The sequence below is a fragment of the Vitiosangium sp. GDMCC 1.1324 genome (assembly GCF_003044305.1).
GTDB lineage: Bacteria > Myxococcota > Myxococcia > Myxococcales > Myxococcaceae > Archangium.
The window spans coordinates 32,755-46,698 of record NZ_PZOX01000002.1 but is presented as its reverse complement, the minus strand read 5'-3'; the positions used below and the strand labels follow the sequence as shown (position 1 = coordinate 46,698).

The following is a 13,944-nucleotide window of genomic DNA, read 5'->3' as shown; positions in this document are numbered from 1 at the left end:
TGGCCCGAGGAGATGGGTGATGCTGAAGTCGGCGATGAACGATTGGGCCCTGAAGGCGATTCAACTGGAGACGGCGCTGATGGCGCTGGACGAGGTGGGTCTGCCCTCGAACATGAAGGGGCTCCAGGACAAGGCCGAGGAGGCCCTGACGGAGCTGGTGCGCGGCTGGCTCGCCCAGAAGCCCAAGCCCGATGAGCGCAAGTGGAAGGTGGAGCCGGCCAAGGAGGGGGGCTCGCCCCAGGACGAGGAGCTCGCCGAGATCGTGTCCAGCCTGAAGGAGGATGGCGAGGAGTGGAGCGTCTACCGGGCCACGAGCGACAAGGGCGACACGGTGGAGACGGTCGTCTCGGCTGACCGGGCGTGGATGACGGCCGGTGGCGACTACTACTCGGGCCAGTGGGACGAGGAGGCGCAGCAGCTCGACGTGGGCCGTGACGACGAGGAGGGCGAGCTGGGCACCGGCCTCATCCTCACGCTCAAGGGCGAGCTCGTCTACGAGTCCCAGCTCGAGGACTGAGCCGGCGTCGCGCCGCTACAGGCCGAGCAGCTCCACCATGCGGGCCCGGGTCTTCGCGTCGGGCAGGCGCCCCGTGCCCGCGCGCAGGTTGTCCTCAAGGTGGCGCGGGTTGCTGGTGGCTGGAATGGGGCACGTCACCGCGGGGTGCCCCAGGATGTATTTGAGGAAGAACTCCGCCCAGCTCTTGCAGTCGAAGTCGGCGGCCCAGGCGGGCAGCGGCTTGCCCTTCACCTGGCGGAAGAGGTCTCCGCTCTCGAAGGGGCGCATCACCAGCACCGCGGTGCCATGCTCGGCGGCCGCGGGCAGCAGCCGCTCCTCCGCGTCGCGCAGGGCGATGGAGTAGGGCAGCTGCACGAAGTCCAGCGACTCCTCGCGGATGAGCTTCTCCAGGTCATCGAAGGCGCCGCGCAGATAGTGGGTGACGCCGAGGTAGCGGATGCGTCCGGCCTCCTTCCACTCGCGCAGGGTGGCCAGGTGGGTGCGCACGTCCACGAGGTTGTGCACCTGCATCAGGTCCAGCTTCCCGTGGCCCATCTTGCGCAGCGAGTCACGCATCTGCTCCACGCCCGCGTCGCGGCCGGTGGTCCACACCTTGGTGGCGAGGAAGGGCGTGCGCTCCTCGCCGAGCTCTCGCAGCAGGTCTCCCACCACCGTTTCGGCGCGGCCGTACATGGGCGAGGAGTCGATGACGCGGGCACCGGCCGCGAGGAAGCGCTTCAGCACCTCCTTCTGGTCCTTGCGCTCGCCCGGGGAGGGCCCCACGTCGAACGTCTGCCAGGTCCCGAGCCCGATGACGGGCAGCTTCTCGCCGCTCTTCGGAATGGTGCGCGTGAGCATGCCCGCGAACGTAGCAGGTGACAGTTCCGCGGGGCCCGGGTGTTCCAGTCGCCGAAAGGTCCAGTTCAGGAAGGGTCACGCGATGAAGCTCGAGGTCTCGGTGTGTGCAGGTGTCATGGCGGCGATGGTGTCGTTCTCGGCGGGTGCCGAGCAGCCGGCTGCCGAGCCCCCTCCGTCCACCCCGGTGGAGGTCTCCCAGTCCCAGGTGTCCACGGCCGAGGTCTCCCAGGACGCGCCCACGCGGGAGGTCCACATCCCGGTGAGTCTCTCCATCCTGCCCGGACTGAGCACCAACGGCTTTTCGAGCGGCAACGTGGTGAACAACCTCTCCATCGGACTGCTCGCCACGCACGCGGGGCGGGTGGAGGGCACGGCCCTGGCCCTGGTGGGCAACTGGGTGGACCGGGAGATGGGCGGTGCCGAGCTGGCGGTGGGCGTCAACTACGCCGGCCAGGTGAAGGGCACGCAGATGGCGGTGGGCGTGAACGTGGCCCGTGGCTCCATGCGAGGCTGGCAGGCGGCGGCGGGCGCGAACGTGGCCGCCGGGGAGATGAGGGGCGCGCAGTTCTCCTCGGGCGTCAACATCGCCTCGGGCGCGTCGCGGGGCCTCCAGGCGACGGCGGGGCTCAACGTCGCCCCGGACCTGGTGGGCATGCAGCTGTCCTCGGGCCTCAGCATCGCGGGCCGCCTCGAGGGAGCCCAGCTCTCCATCGTCAACGTGGGCGGTGACGTGAGCGGCGCGCAGGTGGGCATCGTCAACGTCGCGCGGCGGATGAAGGGCCTGCAGCTCGGCCTCGTCAACGTGGCCGTCGAGGCGGACGGCGCCAACATCGGCCTGCTGAGCCTGGTGGGCAACGGCCAGCACCACGTGCAGGCCTGGGGCAGTGATCTGGGCATGGCGAATGTGGCGCTGAAGCTGGGCGGCCAGTACTTCCACACGCTGCTCACGGTGGGCCTGCGTCCCGAGTACAACCACCAGCAGCGCCTCTGGGCGGCGGGCCTCGGGCTCGGCGGGCACATTCCGGTGGGCCCCTTCTTCGTGGACCTGGACGCGCTGGCCAGCTCCCTGCACGAGGGCCAGTTCATCAGCGATAGCCAGCACCTCCTGGCACAGCTGCGCCTGGTGGCGGGCTTCCAACCGTTCAAGCACTTCGCCGTGTTCGGCGGCGTGACGGCCAATACCCTCATCTCGTTCAATGGCGAGCCGCTGAAGGGAATGGACCGGTGGGGCCTGGGCCGGGTCTTCACCTCGGACTCGGACGACGTGCGCGTGCAGACGTGGCCGGGCCTCGTCGCGGGCATCCAGATTTGAGCGTCCTCGCGAGCGGGCGCCCGTCCTCCCCGGCGCCGCGGGGCCGGGCGCTCCCGAGGGGGGGGCTGGTGCCCGGCTGGAACGTACCTAGTTTCCAGATGCGTGCCCGGCACGGGACGAACGGTTGGTGTCCGGTGCGGGACGGGGTGGGTACCGGAAGGATGGGTGTGGGGCAGGCGAGCCCGTGTCGGACGCGCTCCTTTTCCTGGTCTCCTGAGCCTCCGGTGGCCCCGATGCGCGCCATGGTGCTCCATGCTCCAGGACAGCCGCTCCGGTTGGAGGAGCGGCCCGTTCCGGAGCCAGGTCCCGAGCAACTCTTGCTGAAGGTCCACGCGTGCGCGGTGTGCCGCACGGACCTGCATGTGACGGATGGGGAACTGACCCGCCCCAAACTGCCGCTGGTGCTGGGACATGAGATTGTCGGCAGGGTGGTGAAGGCGGGCGAGCGGGCGCGAATCTTCGCGCCGGGCGCGCGGGTGGGAGTGCCGTGGCTGGGGTGGAGCGATGGCTCCTGCCACTACTGCCTCACCGGCCGCGAGAACCTCTGCGACAACGCGCGCTTCACCGGCTATCAGATCGACGGTGGCTACGCCGAGTACACGGTGGCGGACTACCGCTTCTGCTTCCCCATCCCCGAGGGCTACCCGGACCTGCAGGCCGCGCCGCTGCTGTGCGCGGGGCTCATTGGCTATCGCTGTCTGCGCATGACGGGGGATGCCGAGCGGTTGGGGCTGTATGGCTTTGGCGCGGCGGCGCACGTCATCATCCAGGTGGCGCGCTACCAGGGCCGGCGGGTGTTCGGCTTCACGCGTCCCGGGGACGTGGCCGCGCAGGACTTCGCCCTGAGCCTGGGGGCCGTATGGGCGGGGGACTCGGACGTGCTGCCGCCCGAGCCGCTGGACGCGGCCATCCTCTTCGCTCCCGTGGGGAGCCTGGTTCCCGCGGCGCTGGCCGCCGTGGTGAAGGGCGGCACGGTGGTGTGCGGGGGCATCTACATGAGTGACATCCCCGCCTTTCCCTATTCACTGCTGTGGGGCGAGCGCTCCGTGCGCTCGGTGGCGAACCTCACGCGCCAGGATGGGTTGGACTTCCTCGCGCTCGCGCCGAGGGTCCCTGTGCGCACCGAGGTGCAACCCTTCCCGCTGGAGTCCGCCAACGAGGCGCTGGCGGCCCTACGCGAGGGGAGGCTGCGCGGCGCGGCGGTGCTGGACCTGGGGATGTAGGACGGCTCCTGCTCAGGGGCGGAGAGCCTCGCTGACGGACTGCCCGTCCGGGCCCACCCCGTTGAGGACCACGTCCTTGATTCCAAACGGCCAGGCCATCCGGACGAAGACATGGTCGAGCCGCGCCGTCTCTTCTCCCACCTTCGTCCAGGCCCGGGTGACACAGCGGCCATTTTCCTGGGAGATGGCGATGGAGATGGGCCGCTGCGCGAAGGCCTGGAGCCGGACCTGGACGCGCCAGCCCCCGGGCGTGCTCTCCACGAGCTGTGTGTCAGCCAGTCCGTAGACGGGAACCTCGATGCCCAGCAGGGGCTCGACCACGGTCTCTCCCCGTTCGAACATCCGCCAGTACCCATGGACAGGATTGGCGCCGAGTGGGCGGCAGCTCTCATCCACACGGACCGCGTAGTGGACCTGGTTCCGATTCTCGCTCTTGGCGATGAAGAAGATGGAATCGGTGCCGCGCGCGGGGAGCATCAGGGCGAGGGCAACCCCGGACACCAGTCGGTTTTTCGGGAGCATTCGGGACCTGGCCTGCGGAGAGAGGGATGGCCACGGCACACCCGGGTGATGGCCCGAGTGGCGTGCCGGTATATCCCTTTCCGCTGGATGCTGCCAATAACCCGCTGGCAGGGTCCGCCAGGAATTGGAACTGCATGGATTTGTTCCAACGGCAGTCAATGGCAGACCCTCGTTGGAGGTGCGGCGAACCGCGGCTCCAGCCCGTCGAGCACTGGAGCCGCGTGCGCACCGGCTTTCAGAAGCTGGTGCCGTTGACGCGCCTACCCGGCGATGCGCTCAGCGAGGAGAGCGTATTGTGGAGGACGAAACCACCTGTGGTGCTCATGTCGGGGCTGCGGTTCATCGACACGCCATCCTGGGCGGCCAGCGCGCTCGTGTAGGTGAACGAGTCGATGGTCGTGGCGCCATTCTTCAACGTCACCGTGTCGCCGGTGTTGTTGAGGCTGAGCGTGTTGGTGGAGGCGACCACGGCGTTGGGCGTCCCCGTGGGAATCCCGGCAGCGCCGCCGAACACCACGATGGACTGGCCCGCGCCGAGCACCGTCCCCGAGGGGAAGGTGTGCCGCACCGACGTGGCATCCGAGAGGGTCCACCCGCTGATGTCGATGGCCGCTCCGCCCACGTTCACCAGCTCCACGAACTCGCCGTCGGTGGCACTGCCGGGCTCGTTGGCCAGGATTTCGTTGAGGATGACCGCCGCCGGGCTGGAGGGCGCGGTGATGGTGAAGATTCCATCGCTCATGTCCGAGGCCGTGCCGAAGGCATCCGTCGCGCGCACCCGCGCCGCCGTGCTGGCCGTGCCCGGCACCGTCCACGTGTAGCTGCCCGTGGACGCGGCCACGCTGCTGGCGATCACATTCCACGTGGTGCCGTTGTCGAGCGTGTACTCCAGCTTCACGTTGGAGATGTCCTGGGACGTCCAGGTGATGTTCCGCGCGCTGCCGCCGGCCCAGCTCTCGCCACCATTGGGGCTGGTGATGGTGATGCCCGGCTCGGGCGTGCGCGCGGAGGCGCTGCTCGGGGAGGACTCGTTGCCTGCCGCGTCCACGGCGGTCACCCGGTACAGGTACTTGATGCTGGGCACGAGGCCCTGGTCCACGAAGTCGAGGGCGGTCATCGTGCCCTTCAGCGTGTAGGGGCTGCCATTGTTGCTCCGGTACACCCGGTAGCCCGTCACCCCCACGTTGTCCGTGGACGCATTCCAGGTCAGGTGGATCCCCGTGGAGGAGATGGCGCTCGCCAACAGCGAGCCAGGCGCGGAGGGCGGCTGGACATCCACCTTCGACGTGTACGAGACGCTCTGCGTGCCCTGCTTCACCACGAAGGTGTTGCCATCCGGAGAGCTCAGCTCGATGTGGCCTCGCACCGAGTTCGTGGCCGGGTCCTCCGTCTGCCAGATGGCCGCGTTGTGCGCCGTCAGCCGGTCCAGACACTCCTGCGTCGGGTGGCCGTAGCTGTTGACCTTGCCCACGGAGATGAAGGCCACCAGCGGATTCGTCACGTCCAGGAGCGAGTTGTTCGACGAGGTGCGCGAGCCGTGGTGGTGCACCTTGTACAGCTCGAGCGGCCCCACGGTGTTGAGGATGGTGGACTCGATGTCCGGACTGCCGGTGAGGTCGCCGCCCACCAGTGCGTCGAACGCGCCATATGAAATCTTCACCGCCACGGACTTGGCGTTCTCGTCCGAGCTGGTGATGCCGTTGCCGTTGGTCGCCACGACCGTGAGCGTCACCTCGCCGCACAGCGAGAATGTCTGCCCCCGCGTCGCCGTGAAGCGCCGGCCGCTGAAGTGGCTGACGTACTCGTCATAGGCCACCGAGTCGTACGTGCCGCCGTGGTCGTACACCGCGTCGATGGGGACCGCGTCGGTGCCCACATCCACCTCGTCGATGCCTCCCATGTGGTCGGCATGCATGTGCGAGACGAAGGCCAGGTCGATGTGGCTCACTCCCAGCGACTTCAGGTAGGCCTTGATGGTGGTGCCCGAGCCGGTGGGGCCACCGTCGAACAGCGCCACACAGCCGCTCGGCGCGATGAGCACCGCCGAGTCTCCCTGTCCGATATCCAGGGTGGTGAAGCGCAGGCCTTGTGCCCAGGCCAGCGCGGGTAGCAGGACGGTGAGCAACAGCAGGGGACGGAAGTAGGACCGCGGGCGCGTGAGCATGGACTTGCCTCCAAGGGGGGGTGGGCAAGTCCTGTCGCTACCTCACTTCTTGAGAATCATGCAAGGCGGCTATTTTCAACATCCTTGGAATCCCGAGACAGCCCAGAGGCTCGTTTTGCCTGGCGGACACGGGCCCCTATGGGTCCGTGTCCCAAGGGACGCTCACTTCTCGGGGACGTAGGCGTAGACGATGGCCACCCAGTAGCGGTCCTTGCCCTGCGTGGGCGAGCTGCCCCGGACCAGACCGATGGCGAGCTGGTTGTAGCCGGAGTCCTGCAGGTTCATGGAGCGCAGCAGGGCGAGGGGATCGCTCACCACCTGGACCTCCACCGTCGCGGCCTGGGCCTTTGGCAGCGCGGCGCGGACGCGGGCCTCGAGCTCCGTGGCGACGAGCTCCGGTTGGTCCTGCTCGAGCGCGCGCCGGGCATGCTCCAGGGCGAGCGGCTCCAGGGTGCTGGCGCGCTCCAGCCTGGGCAGCTTCAGGGAGGCGCGCAGCCGGGTCACGGTTCGGTAGGCCTCGTCGCGCGGCTCCATCGCCACGAGGGCCGTTGGAGACTCGGCGGTGAGGACTTCCGTGACGAGGGCCTGCTTGCGCCCATCCACCTCGCGGAACACCACGCCGATGCCCGCGTAGCGGAAGTCCGGGTCGAGCAGGTTGCGGAACTGGTCGGGGGTGTAGGCGATGTCGAAGTGCGCCGCGAGCGGCCCGGAGCCGAGGCCGAGGTTCTCCGCGGCCTTGTCGAAGGGCAGTCCCTCATCACCGGGGAGGCGGTCGCGCAGGCTCGTGCCGTCCGGGGCCTCGTGCCCGACGAAGCCCTCGCTCACCATGCGCTCGCAGTGGGCCTGGGCCGTGCGCTCCAGGGTGGGGTCTCGCTTCAGGGCGAACAGCCTGTGGGCGAGCCGCAGCGCGTTGATGCGCTCGAGGAGGGCCTTGCGCACGGCCCCGGCGTTGTCGGGCTCGGGCACTGCGCCCCGAGGGCCCACGTCGACGAAGAAGACCGCGGCGAGGTCGACGCCCTTGCTCGAGCGGCTCTCCACCTGCACGGTGTAGCGGCCCGGGATGGGGAGCTCGAGCTGGGCGCAGAAGCTCCGGCCCTGCTCACGGCTCATCCGGAGCGGAACCTGGGACACCTCTCCATCCGGGCGCGTGAGGTAGAGCTCGGCCTGCTTCAGAGGCGCCACCAGGTCTCCGCAGAGCAACTGCCCGCCCGTCTTCTCGAAGGTGCGCGGGTAGGGCTGCAGCACGGCCCGGCGCTCCACCAGGAGCAGGACGAGGTTGGCGCGCTCGCCCTCGGTGACCACGCCCACTCCGAAGTGGGAGGCGGGCTGCTTGCCGAAGTCCTTCTCCGCGTTGAAGTACTCGACGATGTGCGAGTGCGAGTGCGCGCGAATCACGAGGGAGCGGGGTGCGAGGTCCGCTCCGCCCGCGGCACTGAGCGCCTGGGTGGCGGAGAGGTGGTCGGGTGCGCCGGTGGGCTGCGCGTGCATCGCGGCCAGGGCGAGCTGGCGCGCGGCGGCGTCGAGCGTCTTGTCACGAGCCGACACATCCTGCTTCGTGCGTGCGAATTCCTGCCGCACGTGAAGGGCCGCCTGTTCCTCCATGACCTCCGGGGTGAGCGGGGCCGCGGCGAGCAGGGTTCCAAGAAGAAAGGCAATCATCGGGAGTCCAGGGGGTAGGAGGTGGCAATTCCATCCATCCGCCCTCTGGACTCAAGCACGTTCTGTCACGGTCGGGGCTCCATGACCCGGTCCAGGGTGTTGTCTCACAAGCATTCTTTGCTCGGAGTCTCGAGGAGAGGTAGGCGCGGCTACTCCCGGTGTTTCGCGTCCTTTCGCGCGGGCCCTTCGTCCTCCGGCGAGAGGCGAGCCACCTGCTCCTCGCTCTCGGCGAGGGACTCCTCCGCGTCGTGGGTGTGCAGCTCCGCGGCGGCTACGTCGTCCTGCTGGCTCGCCCACGTGGTGTGTCCTCCGGCGAAGCCCTCGAGTGGACGTGGGCCGCGCTTGGATTCCACTTCCAGGTCCTTGGCCTCCAGCTCGCGCAACCGCTTGCGCTCCTGCTCGCGCTCGTGCTGGTGCAACCGTGCCACCGGGTCGTCCGCCATCTGGCACCTCCTCTGTCCGAAGGTGCGAACGGTGCATCCGGGCGTCAGCGGATGACGCCAGAGGGCCTGGGGCTCGAGTGCCCGGCCGCCGAGCGGAGTGGCGGATAAGCTGCGCGCCATGAGGACACTCCACCCCTCGTGTTGGGTGCTGCTCCTGCTGGGGGCGGTATTCACGCGCATCAGCCATGCCATCTTCCTGCTGTTGCTGCTGGTGCCGCTCGCGGTCCAGGCAGCTTCATCCGAAGTCGAATCGCGGCTTCCGGTGTTGGAGCCCGTGACGGTGAGTGGGTATCTGGGCGACGAGGGAGTCGGGCTGAGGCTCACCTTCAGGGCGCTCAAGTCGGACCCGGCACTGGCGCTGTTGACACTGCAGGAGGCGCGGGAGGTGGTGGCGGCGCTGCAGGAGGAGTTCCAGCAGGCGGAGTCGAGGGCAGGGCGGCGGCCGGTGGAGAGCCACTCGGGAGTGGGCATGGTGGGGATGCTGGGTGGGCCGTCGCCGGATGCTCGGACCTCGGAGTTGGAGAAGCACGTACGCGAGGCGTACGAGGCGCTCTATGGGCCTCCACTGGTCACGCTGCCGACGTCACTGGAGAGTGCCAGGTGGTTGCAGGCCCTGAAGCTCTCGCCACGCTACATGGGGGACGGTGTGCGCGAGGCCGCCGTGGAGATGTTCAGCTCGCGCACCGTGCTGCTCTCCGTGGGTATGTCCATGATGCTCTACGTGATGGCGTGGGCAGCGCCGGAGCCCGTTTTCTCCAAGGCCTTCGCGGCGGCGGTGACGCTGGGGCTGCTAATGACGTACACGGCGGCGGAGCTCTACAACGTGGGGTTGGCCTGCCTGAATCTGTATCGGGAGGCGCAAGCGGCGAGGACACAGGAAGAATTGGAGGCGGCGGCCGAGCGCTTCGGGAAGGCGATAGGAGGAGTGGGGTTGCGGGTGCTGGTGACGGTGGCGGGGGCGAAGCTGGCCAAGGGGCTGCCGGAGGTGCCCAAGGGAGGGCTGTGGTCTCGGTTGTCACCTCCGCGCTTCGCCTTCGCGGGAGGAAGTGTGCGGGGAGGCTTCTCGGTGGGAGCGGGGACGCGCGCGCAGGTGAGCGTGGCGGATGGGACGGTGGTGTTGATGGGAGTGTCGGCGAACACGACGGCTTCCGCGGTGGCCGCAGCGGTGACCTCGGCACGGACGACGGGGGCCTGTGACGATTCGAAAAAGGACGACAACCATGCCCACCATCTGTGCACCAACAAAAATGACAAGTCCGAGAGCAATGGTGGCCCCTGGACGCCTCGGTTCGAGGAACTCTTCGATCGGGCGGGGATAAGCCTCGATGACCCAGCGAACATCGTCTATCTGCGAGGCCACAAGGGGCCTCATCCCGAGGAGTACCACAGCGATATCTTCGAACGATTGAGCAAGGCGCTTGTGAATTGTAGGACCCGGGCCGGGTGTCGAGCCAAGCTCGTGGAAGAGCTCGACAGGATCGCAGGAGAGGTGTGTACGCCGGGCTCCAAGCTCAACAAGCTCGCAACGAGGAAACCATGACCGAGCAAATGAAGTACTACAAATTGTACGACGATGTGTACATTCCAGGGCGATGGCACGTGAGGATGCCTCGTGATGATGAGGAGGGGCGGGAAGAATTGTTCGACGTCTGGCGATTCAACGAGGGACGGGTTCTGAATATCAAGAAGCCGCTCCTCTTATCTGTGAATCCGACGGGCGTTGCGATTGAGTTCTCTCATGCCCTGGGTATTCCCGTCGTTCACCGCCGGGTCGTCACGCTCTTCGAGCGCCTGGGTCTTCAAAAGGAAGTTCAGTTCATCCCGGTCGAGGTAGAGGGTCAGACGGAGCCCTGGTTCATCCTCAATGCCTTGCAACTCATCCGGTGCATCGACGACGCGCGATGTGAGGAGGTGCTCTATTGGCGGCCGGAGAACGGTCAGCCGGAGAGGGTGGGCGAATACCGCAACGTTTCGGGGCTGAAGGTGGACCCGGCGAAGATAGGGGACGCCAGCATCTTCCGGCCCTGGGGGTGGGAGGTGGTCCTCATCGTCTCCGAGCGCGTCAAACTGGCCATGGAGGAAGAGGGCATCACCGGCGCCAAGTTCAAGGAGGTTTGAGGTCTGGCGCTCTTTCCGTCACGGCGTTGAAGGGCTGGCACTGGAAGCCTCGGCGGTCTCCTTCTCCAGTGGCAGTACGTAGGGCCCCAGGGTGTCCCGGTATTCGCGCACCAGCGTCTCGGGGGCGTGCACCTTCCGGCCCGTGAGCATCGCTTGCAACATCATCGCGTTGGCCACGCCCTTGCCTCGCACGTGGTTGTTGGTCACCACGTACACGTCACTCACGCGCGGGTGCTCCGCTATCTCCTTCGTACGCCCGGCCCACGGTTTCAGCTCCTTCGCCGTGTACAGGTAGTCGTAGCGCTCCATCGTGCTCGCCGTCTTGCGGAACCAGTTGCGGTAGTTGCGCCCATGCACCCGCACGTAGCCCACGGACGAGGTCGCCCGCGCGCTCGGCGCCATCGAGTCATGGAAGAGCGGCTGGTCGATGTTCACGAAGCCCACGCCCCGTTCGGCCAGCTCCGCGAAGACGTCCGGCTCGTTCCACGACTCGTGCCGCACCTCCAGCACCAGGGGCCAGTCGGAGAACGTGGACACCAGCTCGTCCAGCCAGTCCCGGTTCTCCTCGTTGTTGCGGAACGACCAGGGGAACTGCATCAGCACCGCTCCCAGTCTCCCGGCTTCGTGGAGGGTGTCGAGCCCCTCGCGCGTCTGCCGCACCTCGTCCGCCGTCCATACCGAGTCCCGCTCGTGGGTGAAGCGCCGCCACAGCTTCGCGGTGAAGCGGAAGTCCGGGTTGAAGTCCGTGCGCTCCACCCAGAGCTCCGCGTTGTGGCGGTTGATGGGCCGGTAGAAGCTGGTGTTCAGCTCGAGTGCGTCGAAGTACCCCGCCAGGAACGCCAGCGGGTCGAACCCCCGGGGCTTCGGTTTCGGGTACACCACTCCCGCCCAGTCATCGTAGCTCCACCCCGCGGGGCCGACGCGAATCACGTGCGCGCACCTCCAGGGAGAAAAGGTGCGCACCGTTCCCGTGCTCCGCAGTGGAAGCCCGCCTGATTGCCCTCCCGGGAGGCCTGTCCGCAAAGGCTGCGCGCCCTCCATTCCCCACCGCAAAGGCTGCATGACGGGCGTGCCCCAACCCCCCGGGTTTCCGAGGGAGAGGGCGTTGGCGCTCCGGATGCAATGAATCGGGTCGTCACGACGGCTCCCCACCCGGGAGCCCATCACGAGGCGCGAAGATGAAGCGAAACCTGCAGATCACCTTCCGTGGAATGAGCCCCAGCGATGCCCTCTCGGAGCACATCCGCGACAACGTGGACAAGCTCGAGCAGTTCTTCGATGGCATCACCGGCTGCCACGTGGTGGTGGAAGAGCCGCACCGGCATCATCAGCAGGGCAAGCATTTCCACGTCCGCTTGGACATGCACGTCCCCGGCAAGAACATCGTGGTCGACCGCGAGCACGGCGAGAAGACCTCGCACGAGGACGCCTACCAGGCCGTGAACGAGGCCTTCGATGCCGCCCGGCGCCAGTTGCAGCACTACGCCGACGGGCTCCGCATCCACCGTTGAAGGGCTCTACCCCGGCCCTCCGCCGGAGGGCGCGGGGCGGCGCGGGAGCACCAGGCGGAACGTGATTCCCGTCCGCTCGCTGGACTCGACCTCCATCCTGCCGCCGTGCGCCCGCGCCACCTCCTGGGAGATGTACAGGCCCAGGCCCACGTTGCCCTCATGGGTGTGCCGGCCCGCGCCCTGGGTGAATGGCTCGAAGAGGGCCGGGAGCAACTCGGGCGCGATGGCCGGGCCCTCGTTGTGGACCTCGAGGCTCACGCTGTCGTCGTCCGTACGCACCATCACCCGCACCGGTGTGCCCAAGGGACTGTGCTGCAGGGCATTGCGGGTGAGGTTCGTGATCACCTGGGCGAGCCGATCCGGATCCCACTCGCCGTCGAGGTTGCCCTCGGTGGCGCGTTCGAAGTGCAGCGTGCGCTCGGGGAAGGCCTGGGCCACCTCGTCCACCACCTGCCGCGCCACCTCCCCCAGGTTGCACGGCCGGGGCTCGATGGGGATGCCGCTTCCCAGGCGCGCCTTCGTGTAGTCGAGCAGGTCTCGGATGAGCCGGTGGGCGCGATCCGCCGCGGAGACGATGCGCTGGAGGTTCTGCCGCACGCGTTCGTCGAGCCCACCGCGGCGGAGCAGCGTCGCGGCCGACAGGGTGATGGCGTTGAGGGGGTTGCGCAGGTCGTGGCTGACGATGCCCATCACCCGGTCCCGGAACTCCAGTGTGCGCCGCAGTTGCTCTTCCTCATCCCGGTGCACGGTGATGTCGGTGGCCGCGCCCATCAGTCCGGTGACGCGCCCCTCCGCGTCCCGCAGGGGCTCCAGCGCCAGCAGGTAGAAACCCCGCCTGGGGCCAATCGAGGCACGCACTTCGGCGAGCAGCGGCTCGCCGGTGTCCAGCACCCGCTGCTTGAGCTCCATCAAGGTTCGGATGTCCTCGGGGCCGGTGAACATGCCCGCGTCCGTGCTGCCCACCACCTGCTCCGCCGTGACACCGAGCTGCGGGTTGTAGATCCACGTGTAGCGCTGCTCCAGGTCCTGCTCGAACACCACGATGGTGGAGTTGCGCAGCGCGAGGCGGAAGCGCTGCCGCTCCGTCTCCAACTCCCGGGTGGACTCGCGCCCATAGGTGGTCACCGATTCGACCACGGCCTGGTCCAGCGCCATGTGCAGCAGCTCCATCTCGTCGAGGGACGGCTGGGGGTACGCGGACAGGATGACCCGGATGGAGGTGTTGCGCAGCAGGGCATACTCGCGCACCACGTCCTCCATGGAGTAACCGAGGCGGTGACGCTGCTCCGAGTGCCGCCGAGCCTTCTCCTTCAAGGGCGCATGCGGCCGGTCCCTCCGCTGCTCCAGAGCGTCCGCGAGCGCCTCGAGCATGTCCGGGACGTTGTCGAGCAGCTCCTGCCAGGGCAGGGCGGACACGGGCAGTTCCTCCCTCACTCGTCGCGCCCATTCCTCCAGGATGCGCTCCCGATTCTTCCGAAGGATGTCCGGCAGCTCTGTGGGGGTCGTGGACACGCGGGGCCCTCAACGGGTGGGAGGGGGGAGCAGTAGCCCAGCAAGGCCCTGCAATGCCACCGCTGTGGAGTCCAGGTACGGTTCGCTCCCTCCCATAGACAGGGGTCTCCTTGGGTGCAGGGCCTG

Annotated in this window: 13 protein-coding genes; 6 read left to right on the top strand and 7 right to left on the bottom strand. The window is 68.0% G+C overall.

The window, feature by feature from the left end; all coding sequences use genetic code 11:
* Positions 1-19 precede the first annotated feature (19 nt).
* The gene (locus DAT35_RS04655) at positions 20-517 is read left to right on the top strand and encodes a hypothetical protein (RefSeq protein WP_108065699.1); all 498 of its coding nucleotides are present in this window, start codon (positions 20-22) and stop codon (positions 515-517) included.
* A 15-nt stretch (positions 518-532) separates the two neighbouring features.
* Here DAT35_RS04655 and DAT35_RS04650 read toward each other — a convergent pair whose 3' ends face one another.
* Positions 533-1,354 carry an aldo/keto reductase gene (locus DAT35_RS04650; protein ID WP_108065698.1) on the bottom strand — a complete coding sequence of 274 codons (822 nt, stop codon included), beginning with the start codon at positions 1,352-1,354 and terminating at the stop codon, positions 533-535.
* A gap of 82 nt (positions 1,355-1,436) precedes the next feature.
* On the opposite strand from DAT35_RS04650, the gene DAT35_RS04645 reads away from it, so the two are divergent.
* Positions 1,437-2,666, top strand: coding sequence for an LA_2272 family surface repeat-containing protein (locus DAT35_RS04645; protein WP_108065697.1), 1,230 nt, complete (start codon positions 1,437-1,439; stop codon positions 2,664-2,666).
* A 233-nt stretch (positions 2,667-2,899) separates the two neighbouring features.
* A complete protein-coding gene (locus DAT35_RS04640) occupies positions 2,900-3,889 on the top strand; it encodes a zinc-dependent alcohol dehydrogenase family protein (RefSeq protein ID WP_108065696.1) in 990 nt (329 codons plus the stop codon).
* Between the two features lie 12 nt (positions 3,890-3,901).
* Here DAT35_RS04640 and DAT35_RS04635 read toward each other — a convergent pair whose 3' ends face one another.
* From DAT35_RS04635 to DAT35_RS04620, 4 genes are all read right to left on the bottom strand, one after another.
* Entirely contained in the window at positions 3,902-4,411 is a 510-nt protein-coding gene (locus DAT35_RS04635) for a DUF4833 domain-containing protein (RefSeq protein WP_108065695.1), read from the bottom strand.
* A gap of 235 nt (positions 4,412-4,646) precedes the next feature.
* Positions 4,647-6,575, bottom strand: coding sequence for a lamin tail domain-containing protein (locus DAT35_RS04630; protein ID WP_108065694.1), 1,929 nt, complete (start codon positions 6,573-6,575; stop codon positions 4,647-4,649).
* Positions 6,576-6,737: 162 nt separating this feature from the next.
* Positions 6,738-8,234: a CAP domain-containing protein gene (locus DAT35_RS04625; protein ID WP_108065693.1), complete on the bottom strand. Its 1,497-nt coding sequence runs from the start codon at positions 8,232-8,234 to the stop codon at positions 6,738-6,740.
* Between the two features lie 149 nt (positions 8,235-8,383).
* A complete protein-coding gene (locus DAT35_RS04620; RefSeq protein WP_233261301.1) occupies positions 8,384-8,797 on the bottom strand; it encodes a hypothetical protein in 414 nt (137 codons plus the stop codon).
* Here DAT35_RS04620 and DAT35_RS04615 point away from each other — a divergent pair.
* Positions 8,796-10,217 carry an AHH domain-containing protein gene (locus DAT35_RS04615; protein ID WP_108066391.1) on the top strand — a complete coding sequence of 474 codons (1,422 nt, stop codon included), beginning with the start codon at positions 8,796-8,798 and terminating at the stop codon, positions 10,215-10,217. The two genes, DAT35_RS04620 and DAT35_RS04615, sit on opposite strands and share 2 nt — an antisense overlap.
* Positions 10,214-10,795: an imm11 family protein gene (locus DAT35_RS04610; protein ID WP_233261300.1), complete on the top strand. Its 582-nt coding sequence runs from the start codon at positions 10,214-10,216 to the stop codon at positions 10,793-10,795. The genes DAT35_RS04615 and DAT35_RS04610 overlap by 4 nt, the downstream gene beginning before the upstream one ends.
* Positions 10,796-10,813: 18 nt before the next feature.
* Here the strand turns inward: DAT35_RS04610 and DAT35_RS04605 are convergent, their stop codons facing one another.
* The gene (locus DAT35_RS04605) at positions 10,814-11,725 is read right to left on the bottom strand and encodes a DUF72 domain-containing protein (protein WP_108065691.1); all 912 of its coding nucleotides are present in this window, start codon (positions 11,723-11,725) and stop codon (positions 10,814-10,816) included.
* 248 nt (positions 11,726-11,973) lie between these two features.
* On the opposite strand from DAT35_RS04605, the gene hpf reads away from it, so the two are divergent.
* A complete protein-coding gene (hpf, locus tag DAT35_RS04600; protein ID WP_108065690.1) occupies positions 11,974-12,306 on the top strand; it encodes a ribosome hibernation-promoting factor, HPF/YfiA family in 333 nt (110 codons plus the stop codon).
* A 6-nt stretch (positions 12,307-12,312) separates the two neighbouring features.
* Here hpf and DAT35_RS04595 read toward each other — a convergent pair whose 3' ends face one another.
* Positions 12,313-13,818 (bottom strand): ATP-binding protein, encoded by a 1,506-nt coding sequence (locus tag DAT35_RS04595; protein ID WP_108065689.1) that lies wholly within the window; start codon positions 13,816-13,818, stop codon positions 12,313-12,315.
* Positions 13,819-13,944 lie beyond the last annotated feature (126 nt).

Excerpts from the sequence above, each read along its gene's own strand:
- DAT35_RS04655 (WP_108065699.1), top strand. The coding sequence starts at position 20 with ATGCTGAAGTCGGCGATGAACGATTGGGCCCTGAAGGCGATTCAACTG.
- DAT35_RS04650 (WP_108065698.1), bottom strand. The coding sequence starts at position 1,354 with ATGCTCACGCGCACCATTCCGAAGAGCGGCGAGAAGCTGCCCGTCATC.
- DAT35_RS04645 (WP_108065697.1), top strand. The coding sequence starts at position 1,437 with ATGAAGCTCGAGGTCTCGGTGTGTGCAGGTGTCATGGCGGCGATGGTG.
- DAT35_RS04640 (WP_108065696.1), top strand. The coding sequence starts at position 2,900 with ATGCGCGCCATGGTGCTCCATGCTCCAGGACAGCCGCTCCGGTTGGAG.
- DAT35_RS04635 (WP_108065695.1), bottom strand. The coding sequence starts at position 4,411 with ATGCTCCCGAAAAACCGACTGGTGTCCGGGGTTGCCCTCGCCCTGATG.
- DAT35_RS04630 (WP_108065694.1), bottom strand. The coding sequence starts at position 6,575 with ATGCTCACGCGCCCGCGGTCCTACTTCCGTCCCCTGCTGTTGCTCACC.
- DAT35_RS04625 (WP_108065693.1), bottom strand. The coding sequence starts at position 8,234 with ATGATTGCCTTTCTTCTTGGAACCCTGCTCGCCGCGGCCCCGCTCACC.
- DAT35_RS04615 (WP_108066391.1), top strand. The coding sequence starts at position 8,796 with ATGAGGACACTCCACCCCTCGTGTTGGGTGCTGCTCCTGCTGGGGGCG.
- DAT35_RS04620 (WP_233261301.1), bottom strand. The coding sequence starts at position 8,797 with ATGGCGCGCAGCTTATCCGCCACTCCGCTCGGCGGCCGGGCACTCGAG.
- DAT35_RS04610 (WP_233261300.1), top strand. The coding sequence starts at position 10,214 with ATGACCGAGCAAATGAAGTACTACAAATTGTACGACGATGTGTACATT.
- hpf (WP_108065690.1), top strand. The coding sequence starts at position 11,974 with ATGAAGCGAAACCTGCAGATCACCTTCCGTGGAATGAGCCCCAGCGAT.